At 53.0% G+C, this 16,158-nt stretch carries 10 protein-coding genes and 5 pseudogenes; 11 read left to right on the forward strand and 4 right to left on the reverse strand.

Features of this window, described 5'->3' with window-relative positions:
* A pseudogene (locus tag AAER43_RS25745) lies at positions 1–166 on the forward strand (IS3 family transposase); the annotation flags it as partial.
* Positions 167–736: 570 nt separating this feature from the next.
* Here AAER43_RS25745 and AAER43_RS25750 read toward each other — a convergent pair.
* Together AAER43_RS25750 and AAER43_RS25755 are read right to left on the reverse strand one after the other, a co-directional pair.
* Positions 737–1,045, reverse strand: a complete 309-nt coding sequence (locus AAER43_RS25750) for a helix-turn-helix transcriptional regulator (RefSeq protein ID WP_032415288.1) — start codon at positions 1,043–1,045, stop codon at positions 737–739.
* A gap of 95 nt (positions 1,046–1,140) precedes the next feature.
* Positions 1,141–2,265 (reverse strand): alkene reductase, encoded by a 1,125-nt coding sequence (locus AAER43_RS25755; RefSeq protein WP_023279877.1) that lies wholly within the window; start codon positions 2,263–2,265, stop codon positions 1,141–1,143.
* A 260-nt stretch (positions 2,266–2,525) separates the two neighbouring features.
* Between AAER43_RS25755 and AAER43_RS25760 the strand changes: the two genes are divergently transcribed.
* From AAER43_RS25760 to AAER43_RS25780, 5 genes are all read left to right on the forward strand, one after another.
* On the forward strand, positions 2,526–3,458 hold the full coding sequence (locus tag AAER43_RS25760; RefSeq protein WP_158002126.1) for a LysR family transcriptional regulator: 933 nt from the start codon (positions 2,526–2,528) through the stop codon (positions 3,456–3,458).
* Positions 3,459–3,540: 82 nt separating this feature from the next.
* The gene (locus AAER43_RS25765) at positions 3,541–4,416 is read left to right on the forward strand and encodes an MBL fold metallo-hydrolase (RefSeq protein ID WP_017384065.1); all 876 of its coding nucleotides are present in this window, start codon (positions 3,541–3,543) and stop codon (positions 4,414–4,416) included.
* Positions 4,417–4,522: 106 nt separating this feature from the next.
* Positions 4,523–5,374, forward strand: coding sequence for a DMT family transporter (locus AAER43_RS25770; RefSeq protein WP_023279882.1), 852 nt, complete (start codon positions 4,523–4,525; stop codon positions 5,372–5,374).
* Positions 5,375–5,449: 75 nt separating this feature from the next.
* On the forward strand, positions 5,450–6,286 hold the full coding sequence (locus tag AAER43_RS25775; protein ID WP_023279881.1) for an AraC family transcriptional regulator: 837 nt from the start codon (positions 5,450–5,452) through the stop codon (positions 6,284–6,286).
* A 294-nt stretch (positions 6,287–6,580) separates the two neighbouring features.
* The gene (locus tag AAER43_RS25780; RefSeq protein ID WP_007897903.1) at positions 6,581–7,240 is read left to right on the forward strand and encodes an SDR family oxidoreductase; all 660 of its coding nucleotides are present in this window, start codon (positions 6,581–6,583) and stop codon (positions 7,238–7,240) included.
* Positions 7,241–7,281: 41 nt separating this feature from the next.
* On the opposite strand, the pseudogene AAER43_RS25785 reads toward AAER43_RS25780, so the two are convergent.
* A pseudogene (locus AAER43_RS25785) lies at positions 7,282–7,878 on the reverse strand (LysR substrate-binding domain-containing protein); the annotation flags it as partial.
* A gap of 23 nt (positions 7,879–7,901) precedes the next feature.
* On the opposite strand from AAER43_RS25785, the gene AAER43_RS25790 reads away from it, so the two are divergent.
* Together AAER43_RS25790 and AAER43_RS25795 are read left to right on the forward strand one after the other, a co-directional pair.
* Positions 7,902–8,429, forward strand: coding sequence for a zinc-binding dehydrogenase (locus AAER43_RS25790; RefSeq protein WP_342702043.1), 528 nt, complete (start codon positions 7,902–7,904; stop codon positions 8,427–8,429).
* A 569-nt stretch (positions 8,430–8,998) separates the two neighbouring features.
* A pseudogene (locus tag AAER43_RS25795) lies at positions 8,999–9,298 on the forward strand (transposase); the annotation flags it as partial.
* Between the two features lie 71 nt (positions 9,299–9,369).
* On the opposite strand, the gene AAER43_RS25800 reads toward AAER43_RS25795, so the two are convergent.
* Positions 9,370–12,021, reverse strand: coding sequence for an excinuclease ABC subunit UvrA (locus tag AAER43_RS25800; protein ID WP_012561117.1), 2,652 nt, complete (start codon positions 12,019–12,021; stop codon positions 9,370–9,372).
* A 616-nt stretch (positions 12,022–12,637) separates the two neighbouring features.
* Here AAER43_RS25800 and AAER43_RS25805 point away from each other — a divergent pair.
* From AAER43_RS25805 to AAER43_RS25815, 3 genes and pseudogenes are all read left to right on the forward strand, one after another.
* Positions 12,638–13,323: pseudogene (locus AAER43_RS25805) on the forward strand (IS3 family transposase); the annotation flags it as partial.
* 675 nt (positions 13,324–13,998) lie between these two features.
* Positions 13,999–15,507, forward strand: a complete 1,509-nt coding sequence (gene ltrA, locus AAER43_RS25810; protein WP_001189111.1) for a group II intron reverse transcriptase/maturase — start codon at positions 13,999–14,001, stop codon at positions 15,505–15,507.
* An 80-nt stretch (positions 15,508–15,587) separates the two neighbouring features.
* Positions 15,588–16,044 (forward strand): annotated as a pseudogene (locus tag AAER43_RS25815) (IS3 family transposase); the annotation flags it as partial.
* Between the last annotated feature and the right edge of the window lie 114 nt (positions 16,045–16,158).

The following is a 16,158-nucleotide window of genomic DNA, read 5'->3' on the forward strand; positions in this document are numbered from 1 at the left end:
GCAACAGTGCGGAGTGAACAGAGTCTGGCGACTGATGAAACGTGTCGGGATAAAGGCTCAGGTCGGATACCGGAGCCCGAGGGCATGTAAAGGCGAGGCCAGTATCGTGTCGCCCAACAAGCTCCAGCGACAGTTCAATCCGGATGCTCCGGATGAGCGTTGGGTAATCACAGCGTGGTTTCCTCAAACCCTCGCTGTGAATTAACTGAAATACTTCATTGAAGCTGTAACCAAACAGTTAACTGAAAGAATGAGCCCGCAGAGCATTGCACAGCGATGACACCATTTGTTGAGCTTCACCGTTTTCGCATACAACCGTCCGGAATTTGGAAAAGCACTGTCTTTTTGTACTGACCGATCATGATTAAGTGACACCTCTTCGAAAAAGAGAGCGCGATGAGCGATTAATATATGGCTCGAAAGACAATTATGTTGGGCTTTTATGACCGCTGTCAGAGGTATTATCTTACCCGGACGGCAACAGGGTCGGAATGTCATCAGCGGCACTGTAACAAGCTATCCGCCATCTTAAATATCTGCAGGTCCTTGCACCGAGTATGCACACCAACCGACAGAGTGATTTGACCCAAACTGGTGGATATTTTGCAAAACTATTAGCCTCTTATGACCGGTCTGCAGCCTGATATTGAGGAATTAGTGCGCTTTCATGGAATGCCTGCCGGGATCGCAAGTACGAACCCCCGGTACTGTTACACTGAATGTGCTCAGTCCTGTATCAGATTGTATTTTTCAGCAACTCAAGAACAACCCTTATTTTATCATTGTCACGTTTGTAGTACGTCCAGGGACCGATGCGCTGAGAAGTAACAAGTTGTGCCCGTTGAAGAGCTGAGAGGTAAAGAGAAACGGTAGACTGTGAGAGCCCGACCTTTTCCTGAATGATACTGACACACACACCGAACTCGTCCGCATCAGCATAAGGCTGATGGAAGTGTATTTTCGGTTCCTTGAGCATATGCAGAATTTTTCTTCTAACAGGGTTTCCCAGCGCCTTAATCACGTCATTCAAATCAATATCAGGCATAAACTCTGTCACTTGTCGCATTGAGGAATTGCAATGTTACGATACTTCTCTACGTTAAGCATCAGCTTTTGAAAAGCTGATGCTCATAAGAATGGTTAGCCAAAGGCGGGATAATCTGTGTAGCCTTTTGCCGTTCCACCATACATGGTTGTTGGATCGACCGGATTCAGTGGCCATTCATGATAAAGGCGCTGCGGTAAATCCGGATTAGCTATGAACGGGCGGCCAAATCCGATAATGTCTCCCCAGCCAGCACCGATAATCCGTTCGGCTTTTTCTTGCGTATATCGCCCGGCATACATAATTACACCGCTGAATAACTTACGGACTTCAGCTCTGAATGCTTCAGGCAATTCGGGAGCATCATCCCAGTCGGCTTCAGCAAGAGAAATATAGGCTATTCCGATTTCTTCAAGAATTTTAACGGCTTCGGTATAGGTTTCATGGGGATCATCTTCCACCAGGCCAAGATAGACCCTTACTTCATCCGTGGTCTGAAAGAGCGGAGCAAAACGGACTCCCACACGGTCTTTACCGACCACATCAGCGACAGCCTGCGTCACTTCGCGCAGAAACCGCAGCCGGTTATGTAATGAGCCACCATATTCATCCTCTCTTTTGTTGCTATGGGATGACATGAACTGGTTAACCAGGTATCCATTTGCACAGTGAATTTCCACACCGTCAAAACCGGCATCAAGGGCGTTCTGAGCTGCCCCGGCGTACATCCTGACAATCTCACTAATTTCCTCTTTTTCCAGTGCGCGGGGGCAGGAAGCGGTAGCCAGCGCACCCTCTCCCGGCCCGGTTTCGATGAATACCTTAACGTTTTCCCCTGCCGGTATCGCCGACGGAGCGACAGGCGAGGCGTTACATGGCTGCAGGGAGTTATGGGATACTCTTCCGACATGCCAGAGCTGGGCAAAAATGATGCCTTCTTTTTCATGCACTGCCCGCGTCACTTTCTTCCAGCCTTCCACTTGCCGTGAGCTGTAGATCCCCGGGGTCCACGCATAACCCTGCCCACGAGGTTCGATTTGTGTTCCTTCGGTCACCATAAACCCGGCACTGCTGCGCTGTGCGTAATATTCAGCCATCAGTTCGTTCGGAATATCACCCGGTTGTGAGCTCCGTGAGCGGGTTAAAGGCGGAAGTACAACACGATTCTTCAGGGTGTAGGGACCTAGTCTGGTGGGAGAGAACAGGTTTTTCGTCTTCATTACATATCCTGATATAGCGAATTTTCAATATCACTGAAACGCCATGTCTCAGCATTTACGACCTGGCATGTCGTCGTTCGGCCGATGTAGCCGCAGAACCACGACACTTTATTCCACATATTGAGATTTACCAATATCTAGATTTATAAAAATTATGATCGGATGAGCGGAACGGGGGGGTTGCCTGATGGCTCACAGAATCGGCATCATGAACCTAAATGGTTCTGATAATGTTATCGGAGATCCTGAACGGGAACGGTATGCGTCACGATTTTAATGACTATGTTGCATTCATGGCAGTAGCACAGGAGTGCAGTTTTTCACGGGCTGCTGTCCGCCTCGGGATCTCGGCATCCACGCTTTCACACACGATACGTCGTCTCGAGGAGCGCGTTGGCATGCCGTTACTTATGCGTACAACCAGGCGGGTGGCTGTCACCGAAGCCGGTAAACAATTATTACTGACGCTTGAACCCGGTCTTGCGCGCATTGAAGCGGGCGTGACAGCTCTTCAGAGACTGCGCCATACACCGGCTGGGCTGGTCAGACTTACGGTATCAGATCACATGATTCATGAATGTCTCTGGCCACGATTGTCACCGTTACTAAAAAAATATTCGGATATCAAGGTGGAAATGTCGCAGCAGAACGGTTTTGTCGACATTGTTGAGGGCAATTTTGATGCCGGAGTCCGAATTGGTGATGACATATTAAAGGATATGGTGGCCGTCCGAATCGCACCGGACATACGGTTTGTCGTCATTGGATCGTCCACCTATCTTGCAGAAAGAGGTCTGCCGCTACATCCCTCTCAGCTGGAAAAACATGACTGCATCAATATACGTCTGTCACCCACAGGCCCGCTGTATGGCTGGGAATTTGTCAGGCAGGGGGAGATTGTGAAAAAAGTGGACGGGCAGCTTACTTTTTCAAGCATTTATCCAATGCTTCAGGCAGTAAAAGATGGCTACGGCCTGGCCTACCTGCCGGAGTCTTCTGCCCTGGCGGGGATTGAGGCGGGACACTATTGTCGGGTGCTTGAGGACTGGTCAGAGGCTTTTCCCGCCGACATGATAATTCCAATAATGTCCATTACAGGCTCCGGTAAAGATAATACCGACACCTTACATGAGAAAGGCAAAAGCAATATAACCTGCTGTGCTCCGGATTTTAAGAATGAGCGGTTTACGTAGCAGGATGAGCAGTTCGAACCAGAAATTTCGTTACTATTGCTAAAGTAAAACCTGATGACCTCTAATCGTAACGGAGACCAATATGACTTCACAACTGAACTGGCAGGCCCCGGCTATCAATCGCAAAAAAGTAGGTGACATGACTGTGACCATGCTGAGTGATGGCTATCTGGACGTATCTTTTGAGCTGCTGTCTGGTATTGACGGCTCACGTGCCGAGGATTTACTGCAGAAGCGCGGTGTGCCAGCAGTACCCCGTATTAATATCAACGTCTACGTTATCCAGACGCCTGAGCGAACCATCCTGATTGACAGTGGTGCCGGAGGTATCAATGGCTGGGGCGGTCGGCTTCAGGTAGCCCTGGCCGCGGCAGGCATTGACCCGCTTCAGATTGATACCCTTCTCCTGACTCACGCGCATCCTGACCATATCGGCGGGCTTGCAGGCCCCCTGCAGACTCCCGTTTTCCGCAATGTTCAGCAGTTGTTTGTGCATGAGAAAGAACTCGCTTTCTGGCGTGATGAAACCATTTCCGCTGGCGCGCCTGACGCATTCAAGCCGTTCTTTGAAGTAGCAAGGAACGCCTTCAGCGCTTATGACGACAAACTGGTGCCATTCCGCGAGGAAGCGATTTTACCAGGTATTCAGACTGTACCGCTGTTCGGCCATACACCAGGACATACCGGTTATCTGCTGGGTGATGAAAAAGAGTCGCTGCTCATCTGGGGTGATATTGTTCACTTCCCGCACATTCAGGTTGCTCAGCCTGACGTTACTATCGCGTTCGACAGCGATCCTGCGGCGGCGGCGGCCATCCGTAGCAAAGTGCTTGACCGCGCAGCGAGCGATAACCTGGCTGTCAGTGGTATGCACTTCAACCTGCCTACTACCGGTAAGGTTATCCGTGAAGGTAACAGCTTCGCACTGAATTACGACCTGTGGTCACCCGCAGTCTGATCACCTTCCTTCCCGGTGCACACAATAGTGACCGGGAAGATCCCCTTTCATATCGCCCGACAAGAACCCACCTGCAATACTATGAATATCACTGCCTCACAAAAAAATGGCTCATTACTCTTGCGCCCTGGCTTTTTGTATTCCTCTGGAGTCAGGGTTTGTCGCAGCCAAATTTACCGTGCAGTACAGCGCGCCGTTTCATCTTTTATTCCTGCGTGGCGCATTTTCCTGTCTGGTCCTTCTGCTGCTTACACTGGGGTTCAGGGCCCGTTTTCCGTCCGGCAGAGGAATGGTTCGCAACCTGATTGTCGGACTTTTCCTGCAGAGCTTCTTTCTGGGCGGATGCTTTTATGCCATCCATCGTGGCATGCCGTCAGGCATTGTGGCGCTCATCACCGGCCTGCAGCCGGTACTGACTGCAATACTGGTTTCACTCATGCACCGTCAGTCCCTGCATCCCCGGAAATGGCTGGGTATTGCGATTGGCTTTGCGGGCGTTTTCCTGGTGCTCTCGCCAGGCCAGCATAGTTTTGCACTGGATCCTGTGGCTTTTGGGTCGGTCATGCTGGGGTTATTTGGCGTAACGATCGGAGCGCTTTATCAGCGCCGTGCTCAGGGAGATGGACATATCTTTGCGAACACGTTTTTACAGTACGTCACTTTGACAATATCGATGGGTGCAATTAGCCTGATGTTCGAATCTGCTCCGACGCAGTGGAGCTTATCATTTGCGCTGGGTCTGGGCTGGCTGGTTATTGGCGTATCGGTTCTGGCGATTATGTTGCTGATTTTTATGATACGAAGCGGTGAAGCAACCAAAGTCGCTACTTACTTTTACCTGGTTCCCATTCTCACGGCAGCTGAAGCGTGGTTGCTGTTTGGAGAGGCCATTACATTGCCCATGCTTGTGGGTATGGCAATAACTATAATCGGCCTGATTTTTGTCATCCGGGAATAGACAACCGCACGCGTCGCTGTATGCTTTTGTATATGGCGACGTATAATAGCGGTCAAAGTCAAATTCCGGATGAATATGCAAACAGTCAGCTTTTCCGATTCTCCCGTTGATGATCTCCTCGCTGAGCTTCTTACCCTGGCACGCTCCCGTTTTCCACTTCCCTGCGATTGCCTTCGCGCAGAACAGACGCATCAGGTAAAGAAGTTCGAGGTGGAAGGTGCGACCCTTTCCTTCCCGCTGGAAGGAGAATTCCGGTATCGTGAAAATGAGAAATGGCACCGGGTGATCCCGGGCGAGATTATGGTCGTCCCGAATGCCCGTAGCATCGATATAGAATATGCCCCTTCAGAACAAAGTGGTGAGTTTGTTGCCCTGAGCGTGGTGCTCGCGGAGGAACAGCTTGAAGCAGCCAGGCTGTTACTTGCCGCACCACCACCACAGGACACCGGCAGCATCGCAGCCATTTCCGTATCAGCTCTTCTTTCACCCCTTAACCGCTGGACAGCCGCAATGCGGGAAGGGAAGCGTCCGCTTTCCCTGCACGCCATGGTTGAAGTGGTGCTCTGGCTTTATGGCATGGGATACCATGCTTTGCTGCGAGCCCGGCAGCCAAGTCTGGCCATGAAAATCCGTCAGATGGTAGCGGACAAACCGGCTCATCCCTGGAGTGCTGCTGAAATTGAAGATCTGACGGGACTCAGTGGCCCCACGCTTCGGCGCCACCTGGCCAGTGAGTCAACCAGCTTACGCTCAGTTATCGCCGATGCACGTATCGCGGAGGCTCTCCGCCTGCTGATGACATCGACGCTGCCGGTAAAAACGGTCGCGGGGCGGGTGGGTTACAATTCACTATCGAGCTTCAGCAAGCAGTTTTCTGAACGCTATGGAATCGAACCTTCAGGGTTCCGCTGACTTCAGTTCGTTCAAGGTACACATTGCGTCCCTCGCACTTCAGTAACTTGCGTGGATCTTTCGAATATAACGGAAGATATTGGCCGGCATTGCGTGTAACCGGTTCAGGAGTTCTCATCGTGACGGGAGAGCTAAATCGGTACGGCTGTTGTTCTCAGCTATAAGAACAACTGAGTATCTGACCAGCTGTCTGGTGCTGGCAGCAGCATGCAGTGCAATCGGTCAGGCTCAAAGGAACTGACCTGATGTCAGGTTATAATTTCGGACACATCATAACCCCAGAAGGAGACAACTGTGGTTCATGTTTTCATTATCGGTGGTGCAGGCAAAATCGGCCAGCGTCTGTGCAGGATCCTTTCAGGTAGGGGGCATGCTGTTCGTGCCCTCTACCGTAAGCCAGAGCAGCAGGCATTGCTAGGCGAGCTGGGTGCTGAGCCCGTCAGTGGGAGCCTGACAGAGCTGGATGCAGCTGCGCTGGCGATGCACTTTGCAGGTAGTGATACAGTGGTGTTTACTGCCGGTGCCGGCGGTAAGGGGGGACAGGAGATGACCAATGCGGTCGACGGCGAAGGGCTGAAAAAGTCGGTAGCTGCCGCCCTCAGTGCCGGTGTGTCTCGCTTTCTGCTCGTTTCTGCATTCCCGGAGTCCGCACGGGGAGAAACCACTTCTGAATCATTCGAAAATTATATGCGTGTTAAAAAAATGGCCGATGTGGAACTAGCACAAAGCGAGCTTGACTGGGTGATCCTGCGCCCCGGCGCGCTGCAGGATAAGACTGGTACGGGTTATGTACGTGCCGGCCTGGCCATCCCGTATGGTAACGTGCCCCGTGATGACGTGGCGGCTACGCTGGCTGAACTCATTGAGCAACCTGCCGTCAGCCGCGTCATCATTGAGCTGACGTCTGGCGATGCTCCTGTCCGTGAAGCCATACAGAAGCTGGCGGGCCGATAAAAGGCAGCGCACGTACCAGCAGGCTGCAGGCCCCCAGGCGTTTACAATAAACTTTCCAGCCAGTCGGTAAACGCCCGTACTTTTCGGGAGAGATGGCGGTGCGGATACAGAAGTTACAGTTTGCGATTCGGGGACGTATTATCTGGCAGAACCTCTACCAACAGCCCGCGATCGAGATAAGGCTGCAAAAAAATATTCATGCCCTGTAGTATTCCCAGCCCCGCCAGGCCTGCTGCAATGTAGGCTTCTGAGTTATCCACGACAAGCCTGCCTGGAAGTTCAATTTCGGTGGAGCCCTCTGACGTCCCGAATGTCCAGGGCATAACTTGTCTGTTGCTGCTGTTAATCCAGTTGACGGCCTGATGCTGCTGCAACTCGTCCATTGTTTCCGGGGTGCCGTGTTGATCAAGATACGCAGGACTGGCGCAGGTCGTCATTTTAACGGTTCCCACCTCCTTTGCGATATAGTCGCCATCGTCCAGCTCCCCCACCCTCAGTATGCAGTCCAGGCCATCATGCAGCATATTCCGTCGGCGGTCTGAGCTGCTCAGGATAATTTCAATTCCGGGATGCTGGCGATAAAAATCAGGCAGGTTGGGTATAACAAGTAAAGCCGCAAACGCGACAGGCATATCTATGAGCGAATAAAGGTGCTTCACAGGTGTTTGTGGTTGATACGCACACAGACCGGTTGGCTCTGGCTGAAAAAATGGGGGCGACGGGCATCAATGCTACTGGCGATGAAGCTGTACAAAAAATTCTCGACCTGACGGATGGACGCGGTACGGATTGTGGCTGCGAATGTGTTGGCTATCAGTGCTGTAACAAACATGGCCATGAAGATAACTCTGTTACCATGAACAGTCTTGTTGCGTCGACGAAAGCAACCGGGGGAATTGGTGTGGTTGGCGTCTTTATTCCTCAGGATCCGGGGGCTGAATCGGAGCTTGCCAGAGAGGGTAAGATGCCATTTGATTTTGGGAGTTTCTGGTTTAAAGGACAGGCAATCCGTACCGGCCAGGCGAACGTTAAGGCCTATAACCGTCAGCTGTCTCGCCTCATCCATCACGATAAAGCCAGTCCGGGCAAAATAATTTCTCATCGTCTTTCGCTTGAAGAGGCTCCTGCCGGATATAAGCACTTCGATGAGCGGGATGAAGGATGGACGAAGGTTATCCTTAAGCCTTAAATAGAGTTATCCGGTATGAGAAAGCAAAAACCGGGAAAGAATGTATGACTTTTGACAGGGTGCAATAAAATATCCTGTCAGGGCGTTATTATTCATACTTTCAGCTGCCAGGCGCTTCCATATCCAGACTTGTTCCCTGATTTTGCCGACGAGATAGCAAAATTAATACATTCAGGAGGAGGCATCTGCGGTTGATCTGTTCCGTATTTATTAACGCCCTGTGCTGTAAGTATTGTCTGCCTCTACCACATAGCAGACATGTGCGCAGGAACGGTCCGCTATGAGCGAAAAGCGGACTTCCGGTCCTTGCGCAAACTCCCGTTCCGAGAAGTTGCAGTTCACAAATCACCTGTTAAAGAAGGTATGGTAGCCCACAGCATTAATTTTGCTTCCATCTTCAGTCAGACTGGCCGGTACCGGCTTCCGATAAGTTTCGTCGGCTGAGGCCCGCTAAAGTAGAGAGGTCAAAAAATAACCTTGACGTACAATAATTTTCGATATCCAAACTGACCCCTAATTAGGTGGACACCTGATGACTGACTTAAAATTTCTATCACGCCAGCGTTACACATCCGCAGTCGCATCTTGCGGGGTTCAGCGGGGTGTTGCAGGCGGACGTGCACGTGCGGACGCCCTCTGACACCACGACCGAAGCGCTGTGCCGTATCGGCGAGCTGTATGGCATCGAGGCGGGCATCCGGGGCAAAAGCGCGGCGGAACGGCTGGCCATTCGGCAGGAAAAAGCGGTACCGCTGCTGACCGCGCTGGAGGGCTGGCTGCGTGAAAAGCAGAAAACGCTGTCACGGCACTCGGAGCTGTCGAAGGCGTTCGCGTACGCGCTGAACCAGTGGGATGCGCTGAAATTATACCTGCGGGAGATTACTGATACAGAACACGCCGGGAATGTGCCGCCATTGACGCAATGACGACACAGCCCTTTTTAACCGTTCCGTGAGAGTTCCCTGGCAATATACTGTGCGGTACGGCTTTCTTTGACCTGCGATACCTGTTCGGGAGTTCCTGCGGCAACCAGGCGTCCTCCCTCATGTCCCGCTCCAGGACCGATGTCGATAACCTGGTCTGCCTGAGTAACCGCCCGCATATCGTGTTCAATCATTATCACCGTATTTTCTGCATCAACAAGCCGCTGCAGCTGCACAAGGAGGCGGTCGGCGTCTGAAGCATGCAGGCCGGTTGTCGGTTCATCTAGGATATACAACGTGTGGCCACGTTGGCTACGTTGTAGTTCGGTTGCCAGCTTGATCCTTTGCGCCTCCCCTCCGGATAACTCGGTTGCTGGTTGTCCCAGACGCAGGTAGCCCAGACCAATTTCACTCAGCAGACGGAGGGGACGAGCCACTGGTTCTTCAGTCGCAAAGAACTGACTGGCTTCATCCACCGTCATATGCAGGACCTCCGCGATATTTTTGTCCTGCCAGCAGATCCTGAGAGTATCCCGGTTATACCGCGCGCCATGGCAGGTCGGGCACGGTGCATACACGCTCGGCATAAACAACAGCTCCACGCTGACGAATCCTTCACCTTCACAGGTTGCACAGCGGCCTTTTGCCACATTGAAAGAGAATTGACCCGCATCGTAATGATGGAGTTTGGCGTCAGTCGTTCCGGCAAAGAGCTTACGAACAGGATCAAACAACCCGGTATATGTCGCCAGGTTTGAACGGGGGGTCCTGCCTATCGGTTTCTGGTCAACCTGAACCAGACGCTTTACCAGTCCGGTATCACCGGTCAGGGTACCGTACGTTTTCTCCGTTACGGATGGCCCCTCAGCGTCGCTGGCTTCGGAAAGCACGTCTTCTGGCTCACCGCCAAGTGAAGAAAGCACCAGTTCCGGTAAGGCCTGGGCAATCAGACTGGATTTACCGGAGCCAGAGACTCCCGTCACGGCTGTCAGCACACCCAGAGGAATATCAACATCGATCCACTTAAGATTGTGGCGATGGATCCCCTGCAGTTTCAGCCACCCGGATGGGATACGGGCAAAAGATTGTGGTGGCCGGACTTCATCAAATAAATAACGCGCGGTACGAGATTGGGTGACGGCTTTCAGATCTTCAGGAATACCACTGTAGAGAACATGTCCTCCCTGTTCACCAGCCGACGGTCCCACATCAACAAGCCATTGCGCCCGTCGCATCAGGTTAAGATCATGTTCAACGACAAACACCGAGTTGCCGGCATCACGAAGGTTCTCAAGCGCATCGTAAAGCGCTTTACTGTCTGAGGGGTGCAGACCCGCAGACGGTTCATCAAGAACATAGACCACACCAAACAGCATCGAACTGAGTTGCGTGGCAAGACGCAGTCGCTGAAGCTCTCCTGCAGATAGAGTTGGGGTTGCTCTGTCCAGCGTAAGATAACCCAGCCCCAGCTTCTGCAACTGATACAACCGGGCCATGACACCACCGGTCAGCCGTTGTGCCGCCAGTCGTTTCTCTTCCGATAACGCCGATGTCCGGCAGACATCGGCGTTATCGGAATGGACCGCTTTTCCGGATGCAGCACGCTCTGTCAGATCCCGACGGGTGATATCCCTGTCGGCATCTGCGCCGGCGTGGTGGGCACTGAAATCCCCCCGGGAGATTGGAAGGAGCAATTCCGCCAGCTGGTCTAAGGGCATCTGCATAAATTCACCAATGTCCACACCGGCAAAGGTGACGGACAATGATTCTGACTTCAGTCTTTTCCCGTGACAGACCGGACACAGCTTGCCTTCCATAAAACGGGAGACTCGTTTTCTCATCAACGCGCTTTGCGTGCTGGCGAAGGTATGTAGCACATAACGACGTGCCCCGGTGAAGGTCCCCATATAACCCGGCGTCATTTTTTTCCTGACGGCTTCGCGCGTATCTTCCGGACTCAGTCCCGGGAAAACCGGTACAGTGGGGGTGTCTTCGGTAAAAAGGATCCACTGACGGTCTTCCGCTGGCAGATTTTTCCAGGGAGTGTCGATGTCATACCCCAGCGTCACCAGAATATCCCGCAGATTCTGTCCGTGCCAGGCCGGGGGCCAGGAAGCAATAGCCTTTTCACGGATACTAAGTGAGGGATCGGGCACCATCAGTGTTTCAGTTACCTCATAGATATGGCCCAGACCATGGCAAGAAGGGCATGCCCCCTGCGGCGTGTTGGGAGAAAAATCCTCGGCATACAGCATCGGTTGTCCGGCAGGATAAGCGCCCGCCCGTGAGTACATCATTCGCACCAGACTGGATAAGGTGGTCACGCTGCCGACAGAGGAGCGCGCGTTACTGGCACCGCGTTGTTGCTGAAGCGCAACGGCTGGCGGCAGTCCGTCAATGGCATCCACATCCGGAACCCCGACCTGATCAATGAGGCGACGAGCGTAGGGGGCAACCGATTCAAAGTAGCGCCGTTGCGCCTCAGCATAAATGGTGCCAAAGGCCAGTGAAGACTTACCCGAGCCTGACACACCCGAAAAAACAACCAATGCGTTGCGCGGAATGGAAACATCCACCTCTTTAAGGTTGTTCTCGCGAGCACCGCGAATCACAACTGAATTGTTGTCGTCAGTCAGGATGGGATGATAACCGAAAAGTTTCTTTGCCATAGAATTTCCTGTGCTAGGTGTGTCCGCTCTTAATAAGGCCACCTCTTGTGACGGTATCTGGTGTGCCGGACCGCTCGATCAGAAAGCCCGTCGAAAAAAGCGTTTGTGTGACTGGAAACAGATTGCTGAAGCTGGGCCCGGTGGTACCATGTGGGACACCGCTGAAGTTTCAGCGGTACCCTGCGGATCCGCCTTCTGTATGAGAACTGGCTGGCGGCGTACCCGGGACCGGAGATTTGGCTCCCGTGATAATGCGGGCTCCCCGGTACGCGACGCTGTGGTTCCAGACCCAGCTGATGGCGACACTCAGGCGGTTTCGGGTACCAATTAAAAAATACAGATGAATAATGCACGTGATTTCATATGTCATTTCCTTTCATTACAGTTTTAGACCCCATCAGACATCTGCCTGGCAGAGTTAACGGAGATAGGAGCGGACTATCGAAATGGTGTCGTCGATTGACCTCTTCTGCGACTCATTTCGTTTGCCCGTATCGGGGAATTCCTCCCGAAGATAGCTTTCCAGAACAACCGCCATCAGGTCGTTAACGGCTCCCTGGACTGACCCCGCCCCGGTAGACGATCCTGCCCTATAGTTTGAGTATAGGAGGAGCGTATGGGCACACCACGATTTACACCTGAATTTAAGGAAGAAGCCGTCCGTCAGATAACGGAACGCGGTTATTCCGTCGCCTAAGTATCTGAGCGTCTGGGCGTCTCTGCACACCGCCTCTACAAGTGGCTACGGGCTATCAAACCTGATAACAGCGAGCAGCATGCCCGGGATTTACTGGAAGCTAAAAGCGAGATCCTGAAACTCCGGGCGCAGCTAAAACGCACCGAAGAAGAACGGGATATCCTGAAAAAGGCCGCGCGGTACTTTGCAAAGGAGCCCGACTGAAGTACCGCTTTATCAATGAGCACCGAACTGTATGGGGTGTGATGACGATGTGTCGGGTACTGAATGTCGCCCGGGCCGGGTTCTATGCGTGGCTGCATAACCCTGTCTCGGCGCGTGATAAAGATAACCAGCGCCTGCTGATGCTTATCCGCGACTCATATTCCCTGAGCGGAGGCGTATACGGTTACCGGCGGGTTCATGGCGATCTGAACGAAATCGGGGAAACCTGTGGTAGAAACCGGGTGGGTCGGATCATGCAACTGGACCGGATTAAAGCTGTGCGCGGCTATAAAGCGCCACGTCGTATCGCTGGCAGGCCTTCAGTCGTTGCTCCTAATCTCGTGCAGCGGCAGTTCACCGTTGTCCGGGCCACCCAGGTCTGGGTCACCGATATTACTTATAGTGTGCCCGGAGTTCAGGGCGGGCATGGATGCTTAAATGAACCGCGAGTCTGTCTGGAATATTGAACCGGTAACTCACGATGAGAAACCCAACAATCCCACCGGGTGTGACGGTGGAGAACCTGAGCGGCAGTGACCTGCGGCATGCCCGCAGGGTGATGTAACCCGCTGACAACGGGGATTGAGGCGAGATCACTAAGCCGAGATGATCCTCAAGGTTAAGTACTGAAAGGCTGAAGAACATGAACCCGTTAATCCGCCTCTGTGGGTTGAAAACGTCACCACGGCCTACGTGATCTGACAGGCCGTGCAGGAGGAACTGGCAGTGATACGTAAGCACTGCCGGTCGAAGGTGTTTTGACATGTATGCGAAACACCGGGGCAGCAGCGTCTATCACGCTTGCGATGCTGACTTCTGCCAACTTGCGGCAAGCAAGGATAAAGAGTGCGACGGGCAGCCTCCTCCTCAGTATGCCTGAGTCCAGGCAGGTAAACCGGGGAAGGTCAGCGACGGATGTTAAGGGGGCATGGCTCCGATGACGCGCTGGCTGGCGGAGCTTCCGTAGTAGTCCGCGATGGGGAAAGCCCATTACATGGCGAAGGGAAGCAGTTTGAATGTGTTTGCGACGTGAATTAACTGACCTAACGAGGTGAAGACCTTTGATAATCAGCGAAATGCAACGCAAGCTTGCCACATGGGCAGCCACCGATCCGTCCCTACGGATTCAACGGCTGCTGCGTCTGATAACACAACCAGAATGGCTGGCTGAAGCGGCGCGGATCACGCTTTCATCAAAGGGGGCCCATACCCCCGGCGTTGATGGCGTGAACAAAACAATGCTACAGGCCAGACTGGCTGTTGAGCTGCAAATCCTCAGGGATGAATTACTCTCAGGCCACTACCAGCCCTTGCCCGCCAGACGGGTTTACATCCCTAAAAGCAACGGCAAACTGCGACCACTGGGTATCCCCGCGTTGCGGGATCGTATTGTTCAGCGGGCCATGCTGATGGCGATGGAGCCGATATGGGAGAGTGATTTTCATACGCTCTCATATGGCTTCCGGCCTGAGCGCAGTGTCCACCACGCGATCCGCACGGTGAAATTACAGCTCACAGACTGTGGTGAAACCCGGGGACGCTGGGTGATTGAAGGCGACCTGTCCAGTTACTTCGACACCGTACATCATCGACTGCTGATGAAGGCTGTACGCCGCAGGATCAGTGACGCACGTTTCATGACTCTGCTGTGGAAAACCATCAAGGCGGGACATATCGATGTCGGTCTCTTTCGGGCGGCCAGTGAAGGTGTACCACAGGGCGGTGTTATATCGCCGCTATTATCGAACATCATGCTGAATGAGTTCGATCAATACCTGCATGAGCGCTACCTGAGCGGGAAAGCCAGAAAAGATCGGTGGTACTGGAATAACAGTATCCAACGGGGCCGAAGTACGGCGGTCAGAGAAAACTGGCAGTGGAAACCCGCGGTGGCGTACTGCCGCTATGCCGATGATTTTGTCCTCATCGTCAAAGGCACCAAAGCACAGGCGGAAGCCATCAGGGAGGAGTGTCGGGGTGTGCTCGAAGGCAGTCTGAAACTCAGGCTGAACATGGATAAGACTAAAATCACCCATGTTAATGACGGCTTTATCTTTCTGGGGCACAGGATCATTCGCAAACGCAGTCGTTATGGCGAGATGCGAGTGGTCTCAACGATCCCGCAGGAGAAAGCCAGAAACTTCGCCGCATCGCTGACAGCACTGTTATCAGGCAACTACAGTGAAAGCAAAGTCGATATGGCTGAACAACTCAACCGAAAACTGAAAGGCTGGGCCATGTTCTATCAGTTCGTTGATTTTAAGGCCAAAGTCTTCAGTTATATCGACCGTGTCGTGTTCTGGAAGCTGGCTCACTGGCTGGCCCGCAAATACCGTACAGGTATCGCTTCCCTGATGAGGTGGTGGTGTAAATCACCGAAACCGGGTCAGAGCAAAACGTGGGTTTTATTTGGTAAAACCAATCACGGCAAGCTCAGCGGCGAAATACTGTACCGGTTGGTGGGGCAAGGCAAGAAGCTGTTCCGCTGGCGGCTACCCGAAGGTAATCCCTATCTGAGGACGGAGACCAGAAACACGTATACATCGCGCTTTACAGAAGTGGCAATGGCGTTCGCCAGCATTTAAATGGAGAGCCGGATGCGCTGAAAGGTGCACGTCCGGTTCGGGGAGGAGAGGCAGGGAAATAGTCCGACTACGCCCTGCCTCTTACTCTACTCCGCACCTGGCAGGGCTGGCTGTATCTGGCGGTGGTTATCGATCTCTTCGCCCGTAATGTGGTCGGCTGGTCGATGAAACCCACTCTCTCACGCGAACTGGCGCTCGACGCGCTGATGATGGCGGTCTGGCGCCGAAAACCAGACAGCGAGGTTATCGTACATAGCGATCAGGGCAGCCAGTACGGCAGTGACGACTGGCAGCGCTTCTACCGGGCCAATAACCTGGCGCCGAGCATGAGCCGGCGTGGCAACTGCTGGGATAATGCGGTGGCCGAATCGTTCTTCAGTTCGCTGAAAAAAGAACGGATCAGAAAACGCATATATAAAACCAGGGATCTGGCCCGGGCGGATCTTCGATTACATTGAAGTCTTCTATAACCGGTCCCGGCGCCACAGCCACCTCGGCGACGTCAGTCCGGAGGCCTTCGAACAGGCCTCGTCGTGAGGACAGGATTTGTCTACAGGCGTGGGGTCAGTCCAAACTATAGGGCAGGATCGTCTACCGGGGCGGGGTCAGTCCATCAACGGCTCGGAAGTGTCTAGATTATCCGTGGCGATT

Source organism: Enterobacter sp. FUJ80071 (assembly GCF_038739915.1).
Taxonomy (GTDB): Bacteria; Pseudomonadota; Gammaproteobacteria; order Enterobacterales; family Enterobacteriaceae; genus Enterobacter; species Enterobacter kobei.